At 35.6% G+C, this 15,822-nt stretch carries 16 protein-coding genes; 9 read left to right on the top strand and 7 right to left on the bottom strand.

Annotation, left to right across the window (positions count from 1 at the left end; all coding sequences use genetic code 11):
* Window positions 1-50 precede the first annotated feature (50 nt).
* The 4 genes from mgtE to C8N37_RS02650 all read right to left on the bottom strand — a co-directional run bounded on the left by mgtE (window position 51) and on the right by C8N37_RS02650 (window position 3,402).
* On the bottom strand, window positions 51-1,367 hold the full coding sequence (mgtE, locus tag C8N37_RS02665; protein WP_108157422.1) for a magnesium transporter: 1,317 nt from the start codon (window positions 1,365-1,367) through the stop codon (window positions 51-53).
* Window positions 1,368-1,433: 66 nt separating this feature from the next.
* Window positions 1,434-2,138 (bottom strand): dipeptidase PepE, encoded by a 705-nt coding sequence (pepE, locus tag C8N37_RS02660; protein WP_244914324.1) that lies wholly within the window; start codon window positions 2,136-2,138, stop codon window positions 1,434-1,436.
* A 184-nt stretch (window positions 2,139-2,322) separates the two neighbouring features.
* Window positions 2,323-2,511, bottom strand: coding sequence for an Arc family DNA binding domain-containing protein (locus C8N37_RS02655; RefSeq protein WP_108157420.1), 189 nt, complete (start codon window positions 2,509-2,511; stop codon window positions 2,323-2,325).
* 18 nt (window positions 2,512-2,529) lie between these two features.
* Window positions 2,530-3,402 (bottom strand): SPFH domain-containing protein, encoded by an 873-nt coding sequence (locus tag C8N37_RS02650; protein WP_108157419.1) that lies wholly within the window; start codon window positions 3,400-3,402, stop codon window positions 2,530-2,532.
* A gap of 102 nt (window positions 3,403-3,504) precedes the next feature.
* Between C8N37_RS02650 and C8N37_RS02645 the strand changes: the two genes are divergently transcribed.
* The 5 genes from C8N37_RS02645 (at window position 3,505) to C8N37_RS02625 (ending at window position 7,778) form a co-directional block, all read left to right on the top strand.
* Window positions 3,505-4,005 carry a DNA-deoxyinosine glycosylase gene (locus tag C8N37_RS02645; RefSeq protein ID WP_211322179.1) on the top strand — a complete coding sequence of 167 codons (501 nt, stop codon included), beginning with the start codon at window positions 3,505-3,507 and terminating at the stop codon, window positions 4,003-4,005.
* 59 nt (window positions 4,006-4,064) lie between these two features.
* Window positions 4,065-5,243, top strand: a complete 1,179-nt coding sequence (locus tag C8N37_RS02640) for an AIR synthase related protein (protein ID WP_108157418.1) — start codon at window positions 4,065-4,067, stop codon at window positions 5,241-5,243.
* 53 nt (window positions 5,244-5,296) lie between these two features.
* The gene (locus C8N37_RS02635) at window positions 5,297-5,731 is read left to right on the top strand and encodes an ATP-dependent zinc protease family protein (protein WP_108157417.1); all 435 of its coding nucleotides are present in this window, start codon (window positions 5,297-5,299) and stop codon (window positions 5,729-5,731) included.
* A gap of 74 nt (window positions 5,732-5,805) precedes the next feature.
* Window positions 5,806-6,738 carry a 30S ribosomal protein S6--L-glutamate ligase gene (gene rimK, locus C8N37_RS02630; RefSeq protein WP_108157416.1) on the top strand — a complete coding sequence of 311 codons (933 nt, stop codon included), beginning with the start codon at window positions 5,806-5,808 and terminating at the stop codon, window positions 6,736-6,738.
* A 182-nt stretch (window positions 6,739-6,920) separates the two neighbouring features.
* Window positions 6,921-7,778, top strand: a complete 858-nt coding sequence (locus C8N37_RS02625) for a fumarylacetoacetate hydrolase family protein (RefSeq protein WP_108157415.1) — start codon at window positions 6,921-6,923, stop codon at window positions 7,776-7,778.
* A 61-nt stretch (window positions 7,779-7,839) separates the two neighbouring features.
* Here C8N37_RS02625 and C8N37_RS02620 read toward each other — a convergent pair whose 3' ends face one another.
* Entirely contained in the window at window positions 7,840-8,514 is a 675-nt protein-coding gene (locus C8N37_RS02620) for a head GIN domain-containing protein (RefSeq protein WP_108157414.1), read from the bottom strand.
* Between the two features lie 173 nt (window positions 8,515-8,687).
* Complete coding sequence (fbaA, locus tag C8N37_RS02615; RefSeq protein ID WP_108157413.1) at window positions 8,688-9,767, bottom strand: class II fructose-bisphosphate aldolase; 1,080 nt, start codon at window positions 9,765-9,767, stop codon at window positions 8,688-8,690.
* A 239-nt stretch (window positions 9,768-10,006) separates the two neighbouring features.
* Here fbaA and C8N37_RS02610 point away from each other — a divergent pair, with 239 nt between their 5' ends.
* The 4 genes from C8N37_RS02610 (at window position 10,007) to C8N37_RS02595 (ending at window position 15,111) form a co-directional block, all read left to right on the top strand.
* The gene (locus C8N37_RS02610; protein WP_108157412.1) at window positions 10,007-10,354 is read left to right on the top strand and encodes an ArsC family reductase; all 348 of its coding nucleotides are present in this window, start codon (window positions 10,007-10,009) and stop codon (window positions 10,352-10,354) included.
* A gap of 87 nt (window positions 10,355-10,441) precedes the next feature.
* Entirely contained in the window at window positions 10,442-12,391 is a 1,950-nt protein-coding gene (locus tag C8N37_RS02605) for a M1 family metallopeptidase (RefSeq protein WP_108157411.1), read from the top strand.
* Between the two features lie 109 nt (window positions 12,392-12,500).
* Window positions 12,501-13,205 carry a hypothetical protein gene (locus tag C8N37_RS02600; RefSeq protein WP_108157410.1) on the top strand — a complete coding sequence of 235 codons (705 nt, stop codon included), beginning with the start codon at window positions 12,501-12,503 and terminating at the stop codon, window positions 13,203-13,205.
* A gap of 418 nt (window positions 13,206-13,623) precedes the next feature.
* The gene (locus tag C8N37_RS02595; protein WP_108157409.1) at window positions 13,624-15,111 is read left to right on the top strand and encodes an amino acid permease; all 1,488 of its coding nucleotides are present in this window, start codon (window positions 13,624-13,626) and stop codon (window positions 15,109-15,111) included.
* A gap of 91 nt (window positions 15,112-15,202) precedes the next feature.
* Here the strand turns inward: C8N37_RS02595 and C8N37_RS02590 are convergent, their stop codons facing one another.
* Window positions 15,203-15,508 carry an FtsB family cell division protein gene (locus tag C8N37_RS02590; protein WP_108157408.1) on the bottom strand — a complete coding sequence of 102 codons (306 nt, stop codon included), beginning with the start codon at window positions 15,506-15,508 and terminating at the stop codon, window positions 15,203-15,205.
* Window positions 15,509-15,822: the final 314 nt, after the last annotated feature.

Raw genomic sequence — 15,822 nt, 5'->3', positions numbered from 1 at the left:
AAATAACAATAAAAGTTACAATCAGTTTTAAAATTTTCTGTTAAGAAAGGTTATAATAATTTACCAGCTAAAAATAATCCGGCAACAGTAAAGTAAATAATCAAACCAGATACATCAACCAATGTCGCTACAAATGGTGCAGAAGCAGTCGCAGGATCCAAACCAAATCTTCGTAAGACAAACGGAATAACAGATCCAGATAAAGTACCCCAAAGAACCACAAATAGCAAAGATAAAGAAACACTTAAAGCAATATAAACCCAATAAATACCGTAGTCATAAATTCCTAATTCTTGCCATAGTAGGATTCTCAAAAAACCAATAAGACCTAGTATACCACCTAAAATTAACCCAGAGGAAATCTCCCTTTTCATCACATACCACCAGTCCTTCAGTTTGATCTCGCCCAAAGCCATAGCACGAATAATTAACGAAGCAGCCTGTGATCCAGAGTTACCACCACTTGAAATAATCAGTGGCACAAATAAAGCGAGTACGACCGCTTTCTCAATTTCCCCGTCAAAATAAGCCATCGCCGAAGCAGTAAGCATTTCACTTAAAAATAAAATAATCAACCAACCTGCTCTCTTTTGAATTAACTTTAATAAAGGAGTTTTTGTATAGGCAACATCAAGTTCATCCATACCACCAAAACGATGGATATCTTCCGTATCTCGATCTTCAATCTGATCCAGCACATCATCAAAGGTGACAATTCCAACCAAAACACCATTTTCTGTCGTTATAGGCAGTGCACTGCGATCATATTTTTTAAAAATCTCAAAGGCTTCCTCCATGGGAGTCACCGCTTTTATGGAGACGAAATTATAATCGATCAATTCTGAAATCTTAGTATCCGCATCAGCTAATAGCAGTTCGCCAATTTTCAAATCATCAATCAATACATTGTTTTCATCGACCACATAAATAAAATTTAAGGTTTCAGCTTTCTTACCAAATAACTTAATATGTTTAAATACATGTTCAACTGTAAAATAAGGTCGTACTTGTACGTACATGGGCGTCATCAAACGGGCAATACTGTTTTCGGCATAACCGATCAACTCTAGCGCCAACTGCTTCTCACGTTCATTCAATAGATTGATTAAATACTTAATCAGATCATCGGGTAATTCAGAAAACAACTGATTCCTAATATCCGGTTTCAGATTATTAAGCAATTCCGATAATTGCGACTCCGATAGAGATCGCGCCAATCTATATTGAACATCCTTTTCTAAAAAAGAAAAAATTTCGAGCCTCAATTCAAAATCATATTGATTGAATTGTTGATACAAGGCCTCTTGATCCAATGTACTTAGAGCCTCGGCAAGATCTGCGGGATGTATTTTTATTTTTTTACCCATACATAGTTACTTTTTTGTCTCCGCGAGATGTTGAAAACTAAACGAAAAATATCATGATAGAAATATTCAAAATTGAAGGAGGCCAGGCTGGAGTTCAATAGGTTCCTTCCCCTGTTGAAACAATCTGGCTGATAAAGTACCCTTAAGTTCAATTTGAGCATTTTCAACATGGAGCCAGCTCCCCTCTCTCAAGCCTAAAACAGCTTGAGTATTAAATTGATGAAACTCGCGTATTCGGGTTTCTCTTGTTTCACCTTTATGGGTAGAATTCGGATCCGGATCAAGATAATGTGGATTAAGATTGAAAGGTAAAAATTGCAAAGCATCAAAACTAGGTGGATATACAATTGGCATATCATTAGTTGTTCCGATTGTCAATCCAGTTAAATTAGATCCTGCAGAGGTACCAACATACGGTAAACCTGCGGCGACTGCTGCCTTCAAATCATTGACAAGGTCTAATTCATACAAGGTCTTCAACAAAAGAAAAGTATTTCCCCCACCTATAAAAATCGCCTTTGCCTGCCCAATCGCCTCCTTTTGATCCGAATAAGTGTGTAAACCGCTCACACGAATACCTTTATCTGCCAGAGCTGTCTGCACATTTGCCGTGTATTCATCATAAGAAATACCAGAAGGTCTTGCGTAGGGTACAAAAATCAATTCATCAGTTTGAATAAAATCAACCAAATCGTCTTTTATATAAGTCAAAAAAGAACTTCCGTGAATGGTGCTCGTACTGATAACAAGCAATCTAATATTACTATTCATATCCATTATCTTACTACCTAAAAATCCTTCAAATTTAGAATTTATTATGTTATTCCAATATAAAAAAAGCTAGCGTGAAAAAGATTTAATAAAATCTTTATTTTCACGCTAGCCCAATTGTATCTCTGCAACAGAATCAATTTACTACTCTTATTCCGGATTAAAAATTAATCTAAAAAAATCTTCATTCTATCGACTTATTGACATCGGTCTTCTTTTTTTTATCCTCCAAGCGCTTTTCCTGTTTCAAAGCCTTGTGCAATAAATATTCAATTTGCCCATTCACGCTCCTAAATTCGTCGGCAGACCATTTTTCCAATGCTTTGTATACATCACTCTCTATCCGGAGCATGAAATTCTTTTTTTCCGCCATACTTTTAATATTCTGATACTATTGATACAAGGTTCCTGTGTTCAATACCGGAGATGCTGCCTTTTCCCCACACAGTACGACCATAAGATTACTCACCATAGCTGCTTTTTTATCATTATCTAATTCCACAATATCCTTTTCAGATAATCTTTGTAAAGCCATCTCAACCATCCCTACTGCTCCCTCAACAATTTTAGCACGAGCCGCAACAATAGCTGTAGCTTGTTGACGCTGCAACATCGCCCCTGCAATTTCGGAAGCATATGCCAAATGGCTGATACGCGCCTCTTTTATTATTATACCAGCAGGAGCCAATCGATCTAGCAATTCTTTTTCTAAGATATGATTGACGGTATCCCCCCCCTCACGCAAAGTGATTGTAGCTTGATTATTAGCATCAATTTCTAAATTATCATACGGAAAGCTCCCTGCCAAATGCCTCACCGCTGCCTCACTTTGAGTACGGACATAAGAAGTGTAATTCGTAACATCATAAGTTGCTTTATAGGTATCCCCCACCTGCCATACGATAACTGCACCAATTTCAATAGGGTTTCCCATTTTATCATTGACTTTTAATGTTTGTCCTTGTAAGTTGTCCGATCTTAAACTGACATTTAAGGTTGAGTACAACGGATTGACAAAAAATAATCCATTTTCTTTAACTGTTCCCATGTAGCGGCCAAAAAAATTCAAAACACGAGAATGATTTGGATTAATAATCATTAAACCTTTTAATAAGAATAAAGCCGTTAAAACAAACAAAATTCCTACCGCGACATACCATGCAGAATCCTTCGCTTGAAAGAAACAGACAATACCCAATACAAAAAGAATAATAGCCATTAATAGCGCTAAATAGCCAGACAAGGGTTTAATTAATTTTTCCATAATTTTAAGTTTGATATTATTTTGATATCAAATATATACCATAAAGATCCCATTTCCAAAAAATTATTTAATATCAAAATTTAATTTTTATATTCGTTATGAATGCTCACATTAAATATGCTTAAACAATCCTTTTTACCCATTGAGAATAAAGAAATTCGAATCTTAATATTAGGTTCATTGCCTGGCGATAAATCGATTCATGAGCAACAGTACTATGCCCATCCTCAAAATCGATTTTGGAAATTAATCCAACACATTTTCAACAGGACCGCCCCTCTTTCCTATCCTCAAAAGCTTGACTTGCTATTAGAAAATCAGATTGGATTGTGGGATGTATGCGCCCAAGCCAAAAGAAAAGGAAGTATGGACCTCGATATTGTAGAAGAGATCCCCAATGATCTACCTGGTTTCTTTTCGCAGCACCCACAATTACAGACCATTATTTTCAATGGACAAAAAGCCCATCGTGTATATGAGAAGCATTTTACAAAGAGCGAACACTATCAATACTATACATTGCCCAGTACCAGTCCTGCAAATGCGCAGTACTCGCTGGAAAAATTACTTCAGGAATGGCAACATTTATTTAAAAAAGATTAACAAATATTTCCTACAATAAAAGCTTAAAATTCATATTGAATCCTTATTTTTGCAGCAACATGTCAGATTTAAAATATAACCAAAGAGGTGTATCCGCAGGTAAAGAGGATGTACACAATGCTATTAAGAACATCGATAAAGGATTGTATCCAAAAGCTTTTTGTAAAATCATCCCTGATATTCTAGGAGGTGATGAGCAGTGGTGTAATATTATGCACGCCGATGGAGCAGGTACAAAATCTTCCTTGGCCTATGTTTACTGGAAAGAAACAGGAGATCTATCCGTATGGCGCGGGATAGCACAAGATGCTATAATCATGAACCTAGATGATTTACTTTGTGTAGGTGCTACCGATAACATCTTATTATCATCAACCATTGGTCGTAATAAAAATGTCATTCCAGGAGAGGTACTTGCCGAAATTATAAACGGGACAGAAGAAATTCTAGCTGAACTTCGAGAAATGGGTATCGGGATCTATTCAACAGGTGGTGAAACTGCCGATGTGGGTGATTTGGTTCGAACCATTATCGTTGATAGTACCGTAACATGTCGCATGAAACGGGAAGATGTTATATCTAATGATAAAATAAAATCCGGCAACGTAGTTATCGGCCTATCTTCTTCAGGTAAATCTACTTACGAAAAAGAATATAATGGTGGTATGGGCTCTAATGGATTGACCTCAGCACGTCATGATGTTTTTAATAAAAGTATTGCAGAGAAATATGCCGAAAGTTTTGACCCAGCAGTTCCTTATGATTTAGTATTTGCAGGAAGTCAAAATTTAACTGACAAGATCACTGTCGAGACTGGAGAGGACATTACAGCAGGTAAATTAGTGCTTTCACCAACTCGTACATACGCCCCAGTCATCAAAAAGATATTAGATCAGTATCGCTCACAGATTGATGGCATGGTACATTGCTCAGGTGGTGCACAAACAAAAGTACTTCATTTTGTTGATGGTGTTCATGTCATCAAAGACAATTTATTCCCAATTCCTCCTTTGTTTGAATTGATTCAAAAAGAATCAAACACCGATTGGAAAGAAATGTATAAAGTATTCAATATGGGACATCGTATGGAACTATACGTTCCTGAAGAAATCGCAGCTGGCATTATTGCTATTTCCGAATCTTTTGGTATTCCAGCTCAAATTATTGGTCGCGTAGAAGCATCTGATACAAAACAAGTAACAGTAAAATCTCCTTACGGCGAATTTGTTTACGAATAATAAAATAACATGAGGCTTGATTAACTCCAAGCCTCATCACCCCTATAATAGCCATGAAAGATAAACTAATTGTGGGATGGAAGGAATCATTAGATTTACCAGAACTTGGTATTTTTAACATCGAGGCAAAAGTCGACACTGGAGCAGGATCTTCTGTTTTACATTGTGAGTCATATGAGGTAAAAATAATTGATAATCATAAGTGGATTATTTGCCAAATAATCGTTAATTTTAAAACAGGAGAACTTCGAATATTTAAGTTCCCTGTGTATAGAGAGAAAATCGTTAAAAGTTCATTCGGTCAAAAAGAAAAACGTTATTATATTCTTACGAAAGCCAAATTGTACAATCAATCATTCGAAATCAAGTTATCTTTTAGAAACCGTTCTTCCATGCGATATCCCATGTTATTAGGAAAAAGTTTCCTATCTAAAAAATTTATCGTGGACGTCTCAAGGTCAAACTTATCTCAAAAATCCGTTGGATAAAACTAATGTTCATACATAATTGTTAATTTACCAACATACCAACTTTACAATTAAATAATTCTAATCATAGCAAAGTGAAAATCGCTGTATTATCAACAGTTAAAAGCTTATACTCGACACGTCGATTAGTAGAAGCTGCAGAAAAACGTGGACATGAATGCGTCGTCATCGATCATAGCAAGTGCTATGTCGGAATTAAGCAGGGCAAACCTAGTATCCACTATAAAGGTCAAGATATTTCAGATATTGATGCGATCATCCCCCGTATTGGGGCTTCAGTAACTTTCTATGGTTCGGCCATCGTTAGACAGTTTGAGGTTATGGGAGTCATATCTGCTAATCCAAGCCAAGCTATTACCCGTTCAAGAGACAAACTTCGCTGTATGCAGATCCTCTCTGGCGCAGGAATAGGACTTCCGATAACAGGATTTGCCCGTACCACTTCTGATGTGGACGATCTCATTAGTATGGTCGGTGGTGCACCATTAGTAATCAAACTTTTGGAGGGAACACAAGGCATCGGTGTTGTATTAGCAGAAACTAAAAAGGCAGCATCATCTGTCATCGAAGCTTTTTATGGCTTAGGAAATAATATATTAATTCAAGAATATATTAAAGAAGCAAAAGGAACTGATATTCGTGCTTTTGTCGTTGGTGGAAAAGTGGTAGGTGCAATGAAAAGAACTGCTAAAGAAGGCGAATTCAGATCGAACATTCATCGTGGAGGAACTGCCGAAATAATCAGATTGACAAAGAATGAACGAGAGACAGCTATTGCTGCTGCAGCTTCTATGGGTTTGACGGTATGCGGTGTTGACATGATGCCTTCAGACAGAGGCCCTTTAGTGCTCGAGGTCAATTCCTCTCCTGGATTAGAAGGTATTGAAAAAGCAACAAAAAAAGATATTGCCAGTGAAATTATCCTTTACTTGGAGAAACAATTTGAATTGAAAAAAGCGGCTAAACCCGAGATACGTAAAAAGAAAAAGAAAGAAAGTAATTTATAAAATCTAGGTTCCTACAAAATAGGAACCTTTTTTGTAAATAAATAAGTTTAGAAACGAATAAAAGTACGAGCAAGTAAACGCAATGATACAATGTTGCTGTATCGGATCACGACATTTTGACACTAGTAAAACGAATTAATAGGAATATACGGGTACATTTGCCGAATAACTATTTAGATGCTATGAAGCTATTTCGATACGGAAAATTAAATGAAGAAAAAACAGGAATTTTAATCGACAATATCCACTACGACACCTCTGATTTTGGAGAAGATTATGACAATAATTTCCTTGCAACAGGAGGCATTGAGCGATTAGAAGAGTTTATTGCGAAAAATAAGACAAATCTCAAACCAATAGCAGCCGATAGTCGTATCGGAACTCCAATTGCTAATCCAAATAAAATTGTATGTGTGGGCCTCAACTATTCTGACCATGCAGCAGAAACAGGACTTACACAAGAACAAGAACCCATTTTATTTCTAAAAGCTATTTCGGCATTAAACGGTCCGTTTGATGATATTATCATCCCTAAAAATTCTTTTCATACCGATTGGGAAACGGAACTTGCTCTTGTAATTGGGAAGAAAGGTACACATGTTTCGGTAGCAGAATCAACAGATTATATTGCTGGATATGTGATGATGAATGATGTAACAGAGCGTCATTTTATGAAACATCGAGGTGGTACTTGGGACAAAGGGAAAGGATGTAATACCTTTGCACCTGTAGGGCCATATTTTGTCACTAAGGATGAAATCGAAGATGACGGAAATTTAAGGATCTGGTTAAAACTAAACGGTGAATTGATGCAAGAAGGAAATACAAAAGATTTCATTACTCCTGTCAAAGAACTAATTACCTACATATCCGATTTCTTTGGTTTATTTCCTGGAGATATTATTTCAACCGGTTCACCATCAGGCACAGGTATCGGTCATGTACCACAACGATTTTTGGTGGAAGGAGACGAAATCGAATATGGAATAGATGGCTTAGGAATTGCAAAAAATAAGATCGTCAACTATCAAAAAGACTGATATTACAGACAAAAAAAAGCACTTCTGAGAGGAAGTGCTTTTTTTTTGTCTTTCCAGCAGCCTATTTGTAATTTATAGTACCACCAGCTAATTTTTTTTCCGATGTGTGTGGAGGTTTACCATAAACATCGATGATACCACCAGCACGAGTTTTAGCGATTATCGAATCTTTAACATACACTTCCGCGTTTCCTCCCCCATTAACAGTCACATTGGTCACATCAGTAATTAAATCCTTTCCTTCATACTTGCCTCCGAAATTAGAAATAACATCTTGTGTGATACTTTTTCCCATTAGAGATACGGTAGAACCTGAAGTTGACTTGACATCAACCTTTTTAGTCTCCACATAAACCACAATCAAACCTCCTTCCGCTGCGGATACACTTAATTGATCAGAAGCAATCTTACTATCTTGTCTATTGATAATCTTTGCACCCTTTTTTGCGGATAAACTTTTTAATGATTGAAAATGAACCTTTACATTGATATTATTTCCCTGCAATGCATTTAGCGTATTCATCTTAATACGCAATGCACCATTCTTGTTGATCACTTGAATATTTTCAGAATTAGTTCCCTCGGTCACGACCTCATTGGAAGTTCCTTGGATTAATTCAACCTGAATTTTATCTGTAACCTCTACCGAGTTAAAAGTTCCTACATTTTGCTTTGTCTGAGCAATGCCCAATTGCGCAATAAAAAATAAAATCGCACCTAATCCTAATTTTTTCATATTAATATATTCTATTCGTATTATTATACAAAATATGCACCATTTGTGAATTTAACTTATTATTTAGCACATTTTAACAAAAATAACAAAAAACTAAGCGTTAACAAAAAAGCGTATGATGTGAAATCACATCATACGCTTTTAATTCCTGCTTTAAACAGTTATATACAATATTACAATTTGCTATTGATATCAATGGCATTTAATTCTTGGAAAGCTTGTTTCAAACGTGTTACGAAAGCCTCTTCACCTTTACGTAACCAAACGCGAGGATCATAGTATTTCTTATTTGGTGAATCCGCTCCCTCAGGATTACCGATTTGACCTTGTAAGTAATCATGGTTTTTAGCTTCGTATTCACGAACACCATCCCACATAGCCCACTGCATATCCGTATCGATATTCATTTTGATAGCACCGTAAGATATAGCTTCTTCGATCTCTTCTGGAGAAGATCCAGAACCACCATGGAATACAAAATTAACAGGTTTTTCAGCTGTTAAATTAAATTTCTCACGAATATATTCTTGTGAATTATGTAAAATAACAGGTTGTAATTTTACATTTCCAGGTTTATAAACACCGTGTACATTACCAAAAGCAGCAGCTACAGTAAATTTATCAGAAACTTTTGATAGTTCCTCGTAAGCATAAGCCACTTCCTCAGGCTGTGTATATAATTTTGAGCTATCAACATCAGAATTGTCTACACCATCTTCTTCACCACCTGTAACTCCCAATTCAATTTCTACAGTCATACCTAGTGGCTTCATACGCGCTAAGTATTTTGCAGAGATCTCGATGTTTTCTTCGATAGGCTCTTCAGATAAATCTAACATATGAGAAGAGAATAAAGGTTTGCCATGTTGTGCAAAAAATTTCTCTCCAGCATCTAATAGACCGTCGATCCAAGGTAATAATTTTTTAGCAGCATGGTCAGTATGCAAAATAACTGCAACACCATAGTGTTCTGCTAATAGATGAACGTGTTGAGCAGCAGCTACAGCACCTAGAATACATGCTTTTAAACCATCATTATTTAATGTTTTACCAGCGTAAAATTGTGCACCACCATTGGACAATTGAATAATTACAGGTGAGTTAACCGCCTTAGCAGTTTCCATTACAGCGTTAATCGAGTTGGTACCTGTTACATTAACTGCAGGTAATGCGAATTTATGTTTTTTTGCTAATTCGAACAATTCTTGTACTTGATCTCCCGTCAATACACCTTTAAAATCTTTTAGGCTCATATTATAATTTGCTTTTGTTATTTATGGACTAAGGTAAAAAAAAAATATTGTTCTACATAATTTATAAAGTGTACATGTTACACTATCATTGGTAATTAATGTTCATACAATCCATTTAAAGATAGATTTAGCATTTTAAAGAGCAGCATGACATCTTTTTTAACATGATCATACCACCCCTATCATCTTGTTTATTAACATACAATTCTCTAAGTTTGATTTAAAAATTAGAGAAAAATATGTTACACGTATACGGTATCAAGAATTGCAGCACAGTAAAGAAAGCTCTTAATTGGTTAGAAGAAAACAAATTTGATTACACTTTTCACGATTATAAAAAGGAAGGAATTTCAGAAGAGAAATTAAAGGAATGGGAAAAGGAAATCAGTTGGGAAACATTAGTCAATAAAAAAGGAACAACTTGGAGAAAGTTAACTACTGAGGATCAAGCAGCTGTTACAGATGCAAAATCAGCAAATCAAATATTAGTAAAAAATACAAGTATGATCAAACGTCCATTAATAGAAGGAGGCAAACAACTTGTCGTTGGTTTCGATGAAAATGAATACAGCTCCTTTCTAAAATAATCGTTACAATTACAGTATTTGACTGAAAAAATTTAACAATACATCTTTTCATACTATATTTAGAGAAAACAAGTTCTACAATTTAGTATGAAAAGATTACCCCTATTGTCCATAAGTATTCTGTCCTTATCATTATCAACCTTAAGTTTTGCTCAACAAAAGAGTAACTACAGTTATACGGAAACATTTGCCCCATTATTTTTCAAGAATAATGGAGATGAATTTCGCTCTGCAAGTGGAAAACCAGGTCCAGCCTATTGGCAAAACAATGCCGACTATAAAATCTCGGCAACATTAGATGATCAAAAAAATACAATTGCTGGAAAAGTAGAAATAAACTATACCAATAATAGTCCCGATCAGTTAGACTATATCTGGCTACAATTGGACCAAAATATGTTCTCCAAAGAAGGTAGAGGGACTGCCATATCTCCTTTAACAAAAAGTAGATACGGTGATGCCAACATCAATTTTGACGGAGGTTACACCGTTGCCTCAGTCACTGATCTATCAAGTAATCCCGTAGATTACATCATCACAGATACCCGCATGCAAATTCGACTTCCAAAAGCATTAGCTGCTAAAGGAGGAAAAGCAGGATTTAAGATAGAATATTCCTACACGATTCCGGAATATGGTGCCGATCGTACAGGCATATTGAAAGCAGCGAAAGGTCCTATTTTTTCTATTGCACAGTGGTTTCCAAGATTATGTGTCTATGACAATATCAGAGGTTGGAATACTCTACCCTATACCGGACCAGGAGAATTCTACCGCGAATTTGGTAATTATCAAGTCGAAATTACAGCCCCAGCAAATCATATCGTTGTATTAGGAGGAGAATTGCTCAATCCACAAGAAGTATTTACAGCTGAACAACTAAAACGATATGAAAACGCTAAAAACAGTGATCAAACAATTATCATCCGTTCGGCACAGGAAGTTGCTCAAGCCAATTCAAGACCTCATAAAAAAAGTTTAACCTGGAAGTACAGTCTCCAAAATGCACAAGATATTGCATGGGCATCTTCATCATCATTTATACTAGATGCAGTAAAAATTAATTTAGCAAGTGGCAAAAAATCACTTGCAATATCTGCATATCCAGAGGAAAGTAACGGCAACAATGCTTGGGAAAGATCTTCGGAATATACAAAAGCAGCAATTGAACATTATTCCAATAAATGGTTTGAATACCCATACCCCGTAGCTGTCAACGTAGCGTCAAACGTCGGTGGAATGGAGTATCCAGCGCTATCTTTTTGCGGAAACAAAGCCAAAGCAGGGTCACTGTGGGGCGTAACCAATCACGAATTTGGACATAATTGGTTCCCTATGATTGTGTCAAGCAATGAAAGAGAATTTGGATGGATGGATGAGGGGTTCAATTCATTCATTAACGAAATTGCAACTGAAAGTTTCAATAATGGCGAATATTTCAAGCAAGTCGGTGATCCAAACAGTCAAGCAGTTCGATTTACCGATCCACGATTGGAAGCTATTATGAATACGCCACAAAATATGGATGAACGTAATATTGGAATTTTACTTTACTACAAACCAGCTTATGGATTAAAACTATTGCGCAATGAGATTATAGGTAAAGAACGTTTCGATTTTGCTTTTAAAAAATACATATCAGATTGGGCATATAAGCATCCAACTCCAGAAGATTTTTTCCGTTCCATAGAAAATGGTACTGGTGAAAATTTAAACTGGTTTTGGCGAGGCTGGTTTCTTAACAATTGGCGTGTCGATCAAGCCATTACCCAAGTATCCTATATAAAAAATGATCCAAAGCTTGGCGCAGTTATTACGGTTCAAAATCTGGAAAAATTACCTATGCCTGTCGTAGTTGAAGCCACAACAGCATCTGGAAAGAAAATTCGAAAAAAATTACCTGTAGAAATTTGGGAAAGAAATAAATCTTTCGATTTCAAGATCGATACAAGAGAACCTCTAGTATCTGTTCAACTGGATCCAGATCATGTTTTTCCAGATCATGTTCCCGAAAACAACATCTGGACGGCGAAATAAAACAATAAAAATCTCCGATACTTTCGACTAGGAGATTTTTATTTAAAAAAATTCGTTTTAAGCACATTACTACTTATAATTATGTATTTTTGATTATAAAAACGTGAAAATGAGAACAACAATTATACATAGTTTAAGCATATTTACAATTCTAGGTCTTAGTAGTCTTTTTACAGAAATACGAGCACAAGAAAAAGTTAAAGGTATTGCACTAGAACTCACAAGCAGTCAACGAATAGGTGGAGTTTCAATTAAAAACATACGCACCAATACAATCGTAGAAACAGATCAAGAAGGTAATTTTGCGATTGATGTTCAATTGAATGATTACTTAGCCATTGAAGCGACTGGTTATGAAAAAGATACGGTTTTTGTATATGATTATGGTGTTAAAAGAATTTACCTCAATAGACTCAATAACGCTATTGAACTCAATGAGGTCTATATTGAACGAATGACCGATAGTCGATTAAAAGCAGAAATAGATGCAACAAAACTCGCTGGTAAATATTCAGATGTAGGTCAAGAACGTGGAGGCATCCGTCTTTCTCCTTCTCGCATCTTCGGTAAGGATGCAAAGAAAGCACGTCAAAACTATAAATTACTGGTAGAGGAACAACATAAAAGAGTTATTGATCGCAAATTTACAACAGATTTGATCCAATCTTTAACCCCGCTTAAAGATCCTGAATTAGCTCTTTTTAAAGAACAATATAGACCTAGTTACAAATTTATGGAACAAGCTTCAGCAGAAGATATCAAAATTTATGTCATAGATTCCTATAAGAAATTCAATACTAAAAAGGGGAAATAATTATTCCTTGTCCCCGTGCCTATCAAAGCTTTTAACTGGATTACTCATATCCCCAGTTAAAAGCTTTTGTTTTTTATCAACTGCCTATCCACATGGCCAATTAAAGAATACGTGCTATTCTTACATCCAGATCTTGTTCATTGGATTACTAAACAACCTGAATAAATCAGAAATTTACGAGTCTTATAGAGTTGATAAAATATTTCTACCCTGACAGAATATAAAAATTTTACCAGTTATGCATATAAAAATTCCAAGATCGCAAAATTATTTACGATAGTGTTCTAAACATTAATTATCACAATATCAAGAAAGAGAACAAAAAAAACTTCCTTTTTTTTCATTTATTAAACTATATTTGACTTTGAAAAGACAATCAGTAATAGTTTAAAAAACAACTCAATTATAAAATAAATATATGCTTTTTAAAAAATCGATTAGCAAGTTAATTGCAGAAGCAGAACTTAACGGCCAAGGTACATTAAAACGTACGCTCTCCAGTTCTGGGCTTATTGCTTTAGGCGTAGGTGCAATCATAGGTGCCGGGTTATTTTCATTGACAGGTATAGCAGCGGCAGATCATGCTGGTCCAGCCGTAGTGCTGTCTTTCATTATAGCAGCCGTTGGATGTGGTTTCGCAGGATTATGCTACGCTGAATTTGCCTCCATGATTCCTGTCGCAGGATCGGCATATACCTATTCATATGCTACCATGGGTGAATTTATGGCTTGGATAATCGGATGGGACCTGGTATTGGAATACGCTCTTGCTGCAGCAACTGTTTCAGTAAGTTGGTCCCAGTATTTCAATCAATTATTACTCACATTAGGAGTTGAAATTCCAACGCAATTTTTACATGGTCCTTGGGAAGGCGGTATTGTAAATGTTCCTGCCATCATTATTGTTTGTTTACTTTCATTATTGCTCATGAGAGGTACAGAAGAATCTTCTTTTGTAAATAATATTTTGGTTGTATTAAAAGTAGCCGTTGTTTTAATTTTTATCGTATTAGGATGGGGTTTCATTGATCCAGCAAATCATACACCATTCATTCCTGTCAACCACGGTGAAGAACTCGTAAAAAGTGGTCAATTGGGCTTTTGGAGTTTTCTCGGAAGCGATGACTTCGGGCATTTTGGTTTCAGTGGAATTTTGAGAGCGGCAGGTGTTGTATTCTTTGCATTTATTGGTTTTGATGCTGTAAGTACAGCAGCACAAGAAGCTAAAAATCCTAAGAAAGGTATGCCTATCGGTATCATCGGATCGTTAATTATCTGTACCTTACTCTATGTATTGTTTTCATATGTATTGACAGGTTTAGCCCCATATACCGAATTTAAAGGAGATGCAAAACCAGTTGCTACAGCATTTGCTAAAACAGGTTATACATTCTTAAATACAGCCTTAATTGTGACGATCATTGCTGGATACACTTCTGTAATCTTAGTCATGTTATTGGGACAAAGCCGTGTTTTTTACTCTATGAGTAAAGACGGTTTATTACCTAAAATATTTTCAGATCTATCCAAAAGACAAACACCTTGGAAAACCAACTTAATCTTTATGGTTTTTGTCAGTATATTCGCAGGGTTTGTTCCCGTATCCGATTTAGGCCATATGGTGAGTATAGGTACTTTATTTGCCTTTACATTAGTTTGTATCGGTATCCTGGTGTTGCGCAAAACAGAGCCAAATTTAGAAAGACCTTTTAAAACACCATTTGTACCACTTGTTCCAATATTAGGGATATTAGTATGTGTACTGATGATGGCTTCTTTACCAATTGAATCTTGGGAACGCTTAGGAATATGGATGGTAATTGGTGTCATTATCTATTTTATATATAGCAAGAAACATTCGAAAATCCGAAAAGAGTATGCGGAAGAACATAAATTAAAAGATTAACGTAAAAAGGCTGTTTCAATCCAGAAATAGCCTTTTTTATGTGATCTAAATACTCATGATCGCATAACATATTTTGCAAGAAAGTAATCCTTTATTCGTTTTCTTTTGGTTCCACTTCCGTTACAATATAAACGTCTTCATTCTCCTTCTTCATCTTATACTTTTCTCGAGCTATACGTTGAACTTCACGTTGATCAGATCTAATATCAGTAATGGTTTCAATGATACTCTGGTTTTCTTTCTCATAAAAAGCCTTCTCTCGCTCTAAATTACTTTTTTGATGTTGGTAGCTGTACTGCGTTGCAAAGTCATTGCGATCAAAAAAACACATCCATACGGTAAAAGCTATAGCCGCCAGAAAATATTTATTTCGAATAAGTGCTAAAAATCTATCCATGGTGCAAAAGTAATATTAAAGATCTAAACATGCTAAATCTCAATTAAATATAGAAACATTTATTTGAAAAATCATTACATACCAGCCAAGTAGCATTTTTTTATGGAAAAACACCGTAACGATCATCCATTATTTAAAAAGATTTTACCGCTTTTAATATCTAAAAAACGATAAAAATATGTCATTAAAAACAGGAATTGGTGCATGTAATCATGAGTGGGTAAAATCAATGAGGATTGAAGCAATAATACTCATTAGTGCCTAAAAAAACAAAATAGCTGATAAATTTACAGCAATATGCTTGCAATTATATT

Origin of the sequence: Sphingobacterium faecium (assembly GCF_003054045.1) — a bacterium.
GTDB lineage: Bacteria > Bacteroidota > Bacteroidia > Sphingobacteriales > Sphingobacteriaceae > Sphingobacterium > Sphingobacterium faecium.
This window is presented reverse-complemented; position numbering and strand designations above follow the sequence as displayed.

Excerpts from the sequence above, each read along its gene's own strand:
- mgtE (WP_108157422.1), bottom strand. The coding sequence starts at position 1,367 with ATGGGTAAAAAAATAAAAATACATCCCGCAGATCTTGCCGAGGCTCTA.
- pepE (WP_244914324.1), bottom strand. The coding sequence starts at position 2,138 with ATGAATAGTAATATTAGATTGCTTGTTATCAGTACGAGCACCATTCAC.
- C8N37_RS02655 (WP_108157420.1), bottom strand. The coding sequence starts at position 2,511 with ATGGCGGAAAAAAAGAATTTCATGCTCCGGATAGAGAGTGATGTATAC.
- C8N37_RS02650 (WP_108157419.1), bottom strand. The coding sequence starts at position 3,402 with ATGGAAAAATTAATTAAACCCTTGTCTGGCTATTTAGCGCTATTAATG.
- C8N37_RS02645 (WP_211322179.1), top strand. The coding sequence starts at position 3,505 with ATGCTCACATTAAATATGCTTAAACAATCCTTTTTACCCATTGAGAAT.
- C8N37_RS02640 (WP_108157418.1), top strand. The coding sequence starts at position 4,065 with ATGTCAGATTTAAAATATAACCAAAGAGGTGTATCCGCAGGTAAAGAG.
- C8N37_RS02635 (WP_108157417.1), top strand. The coding sequence starts at position 5,297 with ATGAAAGATAAACTAATTGTGGGATGGAAGGAATCATTAGATTTACCA.
- C8N37_RS02625 (WP_108157415.1), top strand. The coding sequence starts at position 6,921 with ATGAAGCTATTTCGATACGGAAAATTAAATGAAGAAAAAACAGGAATT.
- C8N37_RS02620 (WP_108157414.1), bottom strand. The coding sequence starts at position 8,514 with ATGAAAAAATTAGGATTAGGTGCGATTTTATTTTTTATTGCGCAATTG.
- fbaA (WP_108157413.1), bottom strand. The coding sequence starts at position 9,767 with ATGAGCCTAAAAGATTTTAAAGGTGTATTGACGGGAGATCAAGTACAA.
- C8N37_RS02610 (WP_108157412.1), top strand. The coding sequence starts at position 10,007 with ATGTTACACGTATACGGTATCAAGAATTGCAGCACAGTAAAGAAAGCT.
- C8N37_RS02605 (WP_108157411.1), top strand. The coding sequence starts at position 10,442 with ATGAAAAGATTACCCCTATTGTCCATAAGTATTCTGTCCTTATCATTA.
- C8N37_RS02600 (WP_108157410.1), top strand. The coding sequence starts at position 12,501 with ATGAGAACAACAATTATACATAGTTTAAGCATATTTACAATTCTAGGT.
- C8N37_RS02595 (WP_108157409.1), top strand. The coding sequence starts at position 13,624 with ATGCTTTTTAAAAAATCGATTAGCAAGTTAATTGCAGAAGCAGAACTT.
- C8N37_RS02590 (WP_108157408.1), bottom strand. The coding sequence starts at position 15,508 with ATGGATAGATTTTTAGCACTTATTCGAAATAAATATTTTCTGGCGGCT.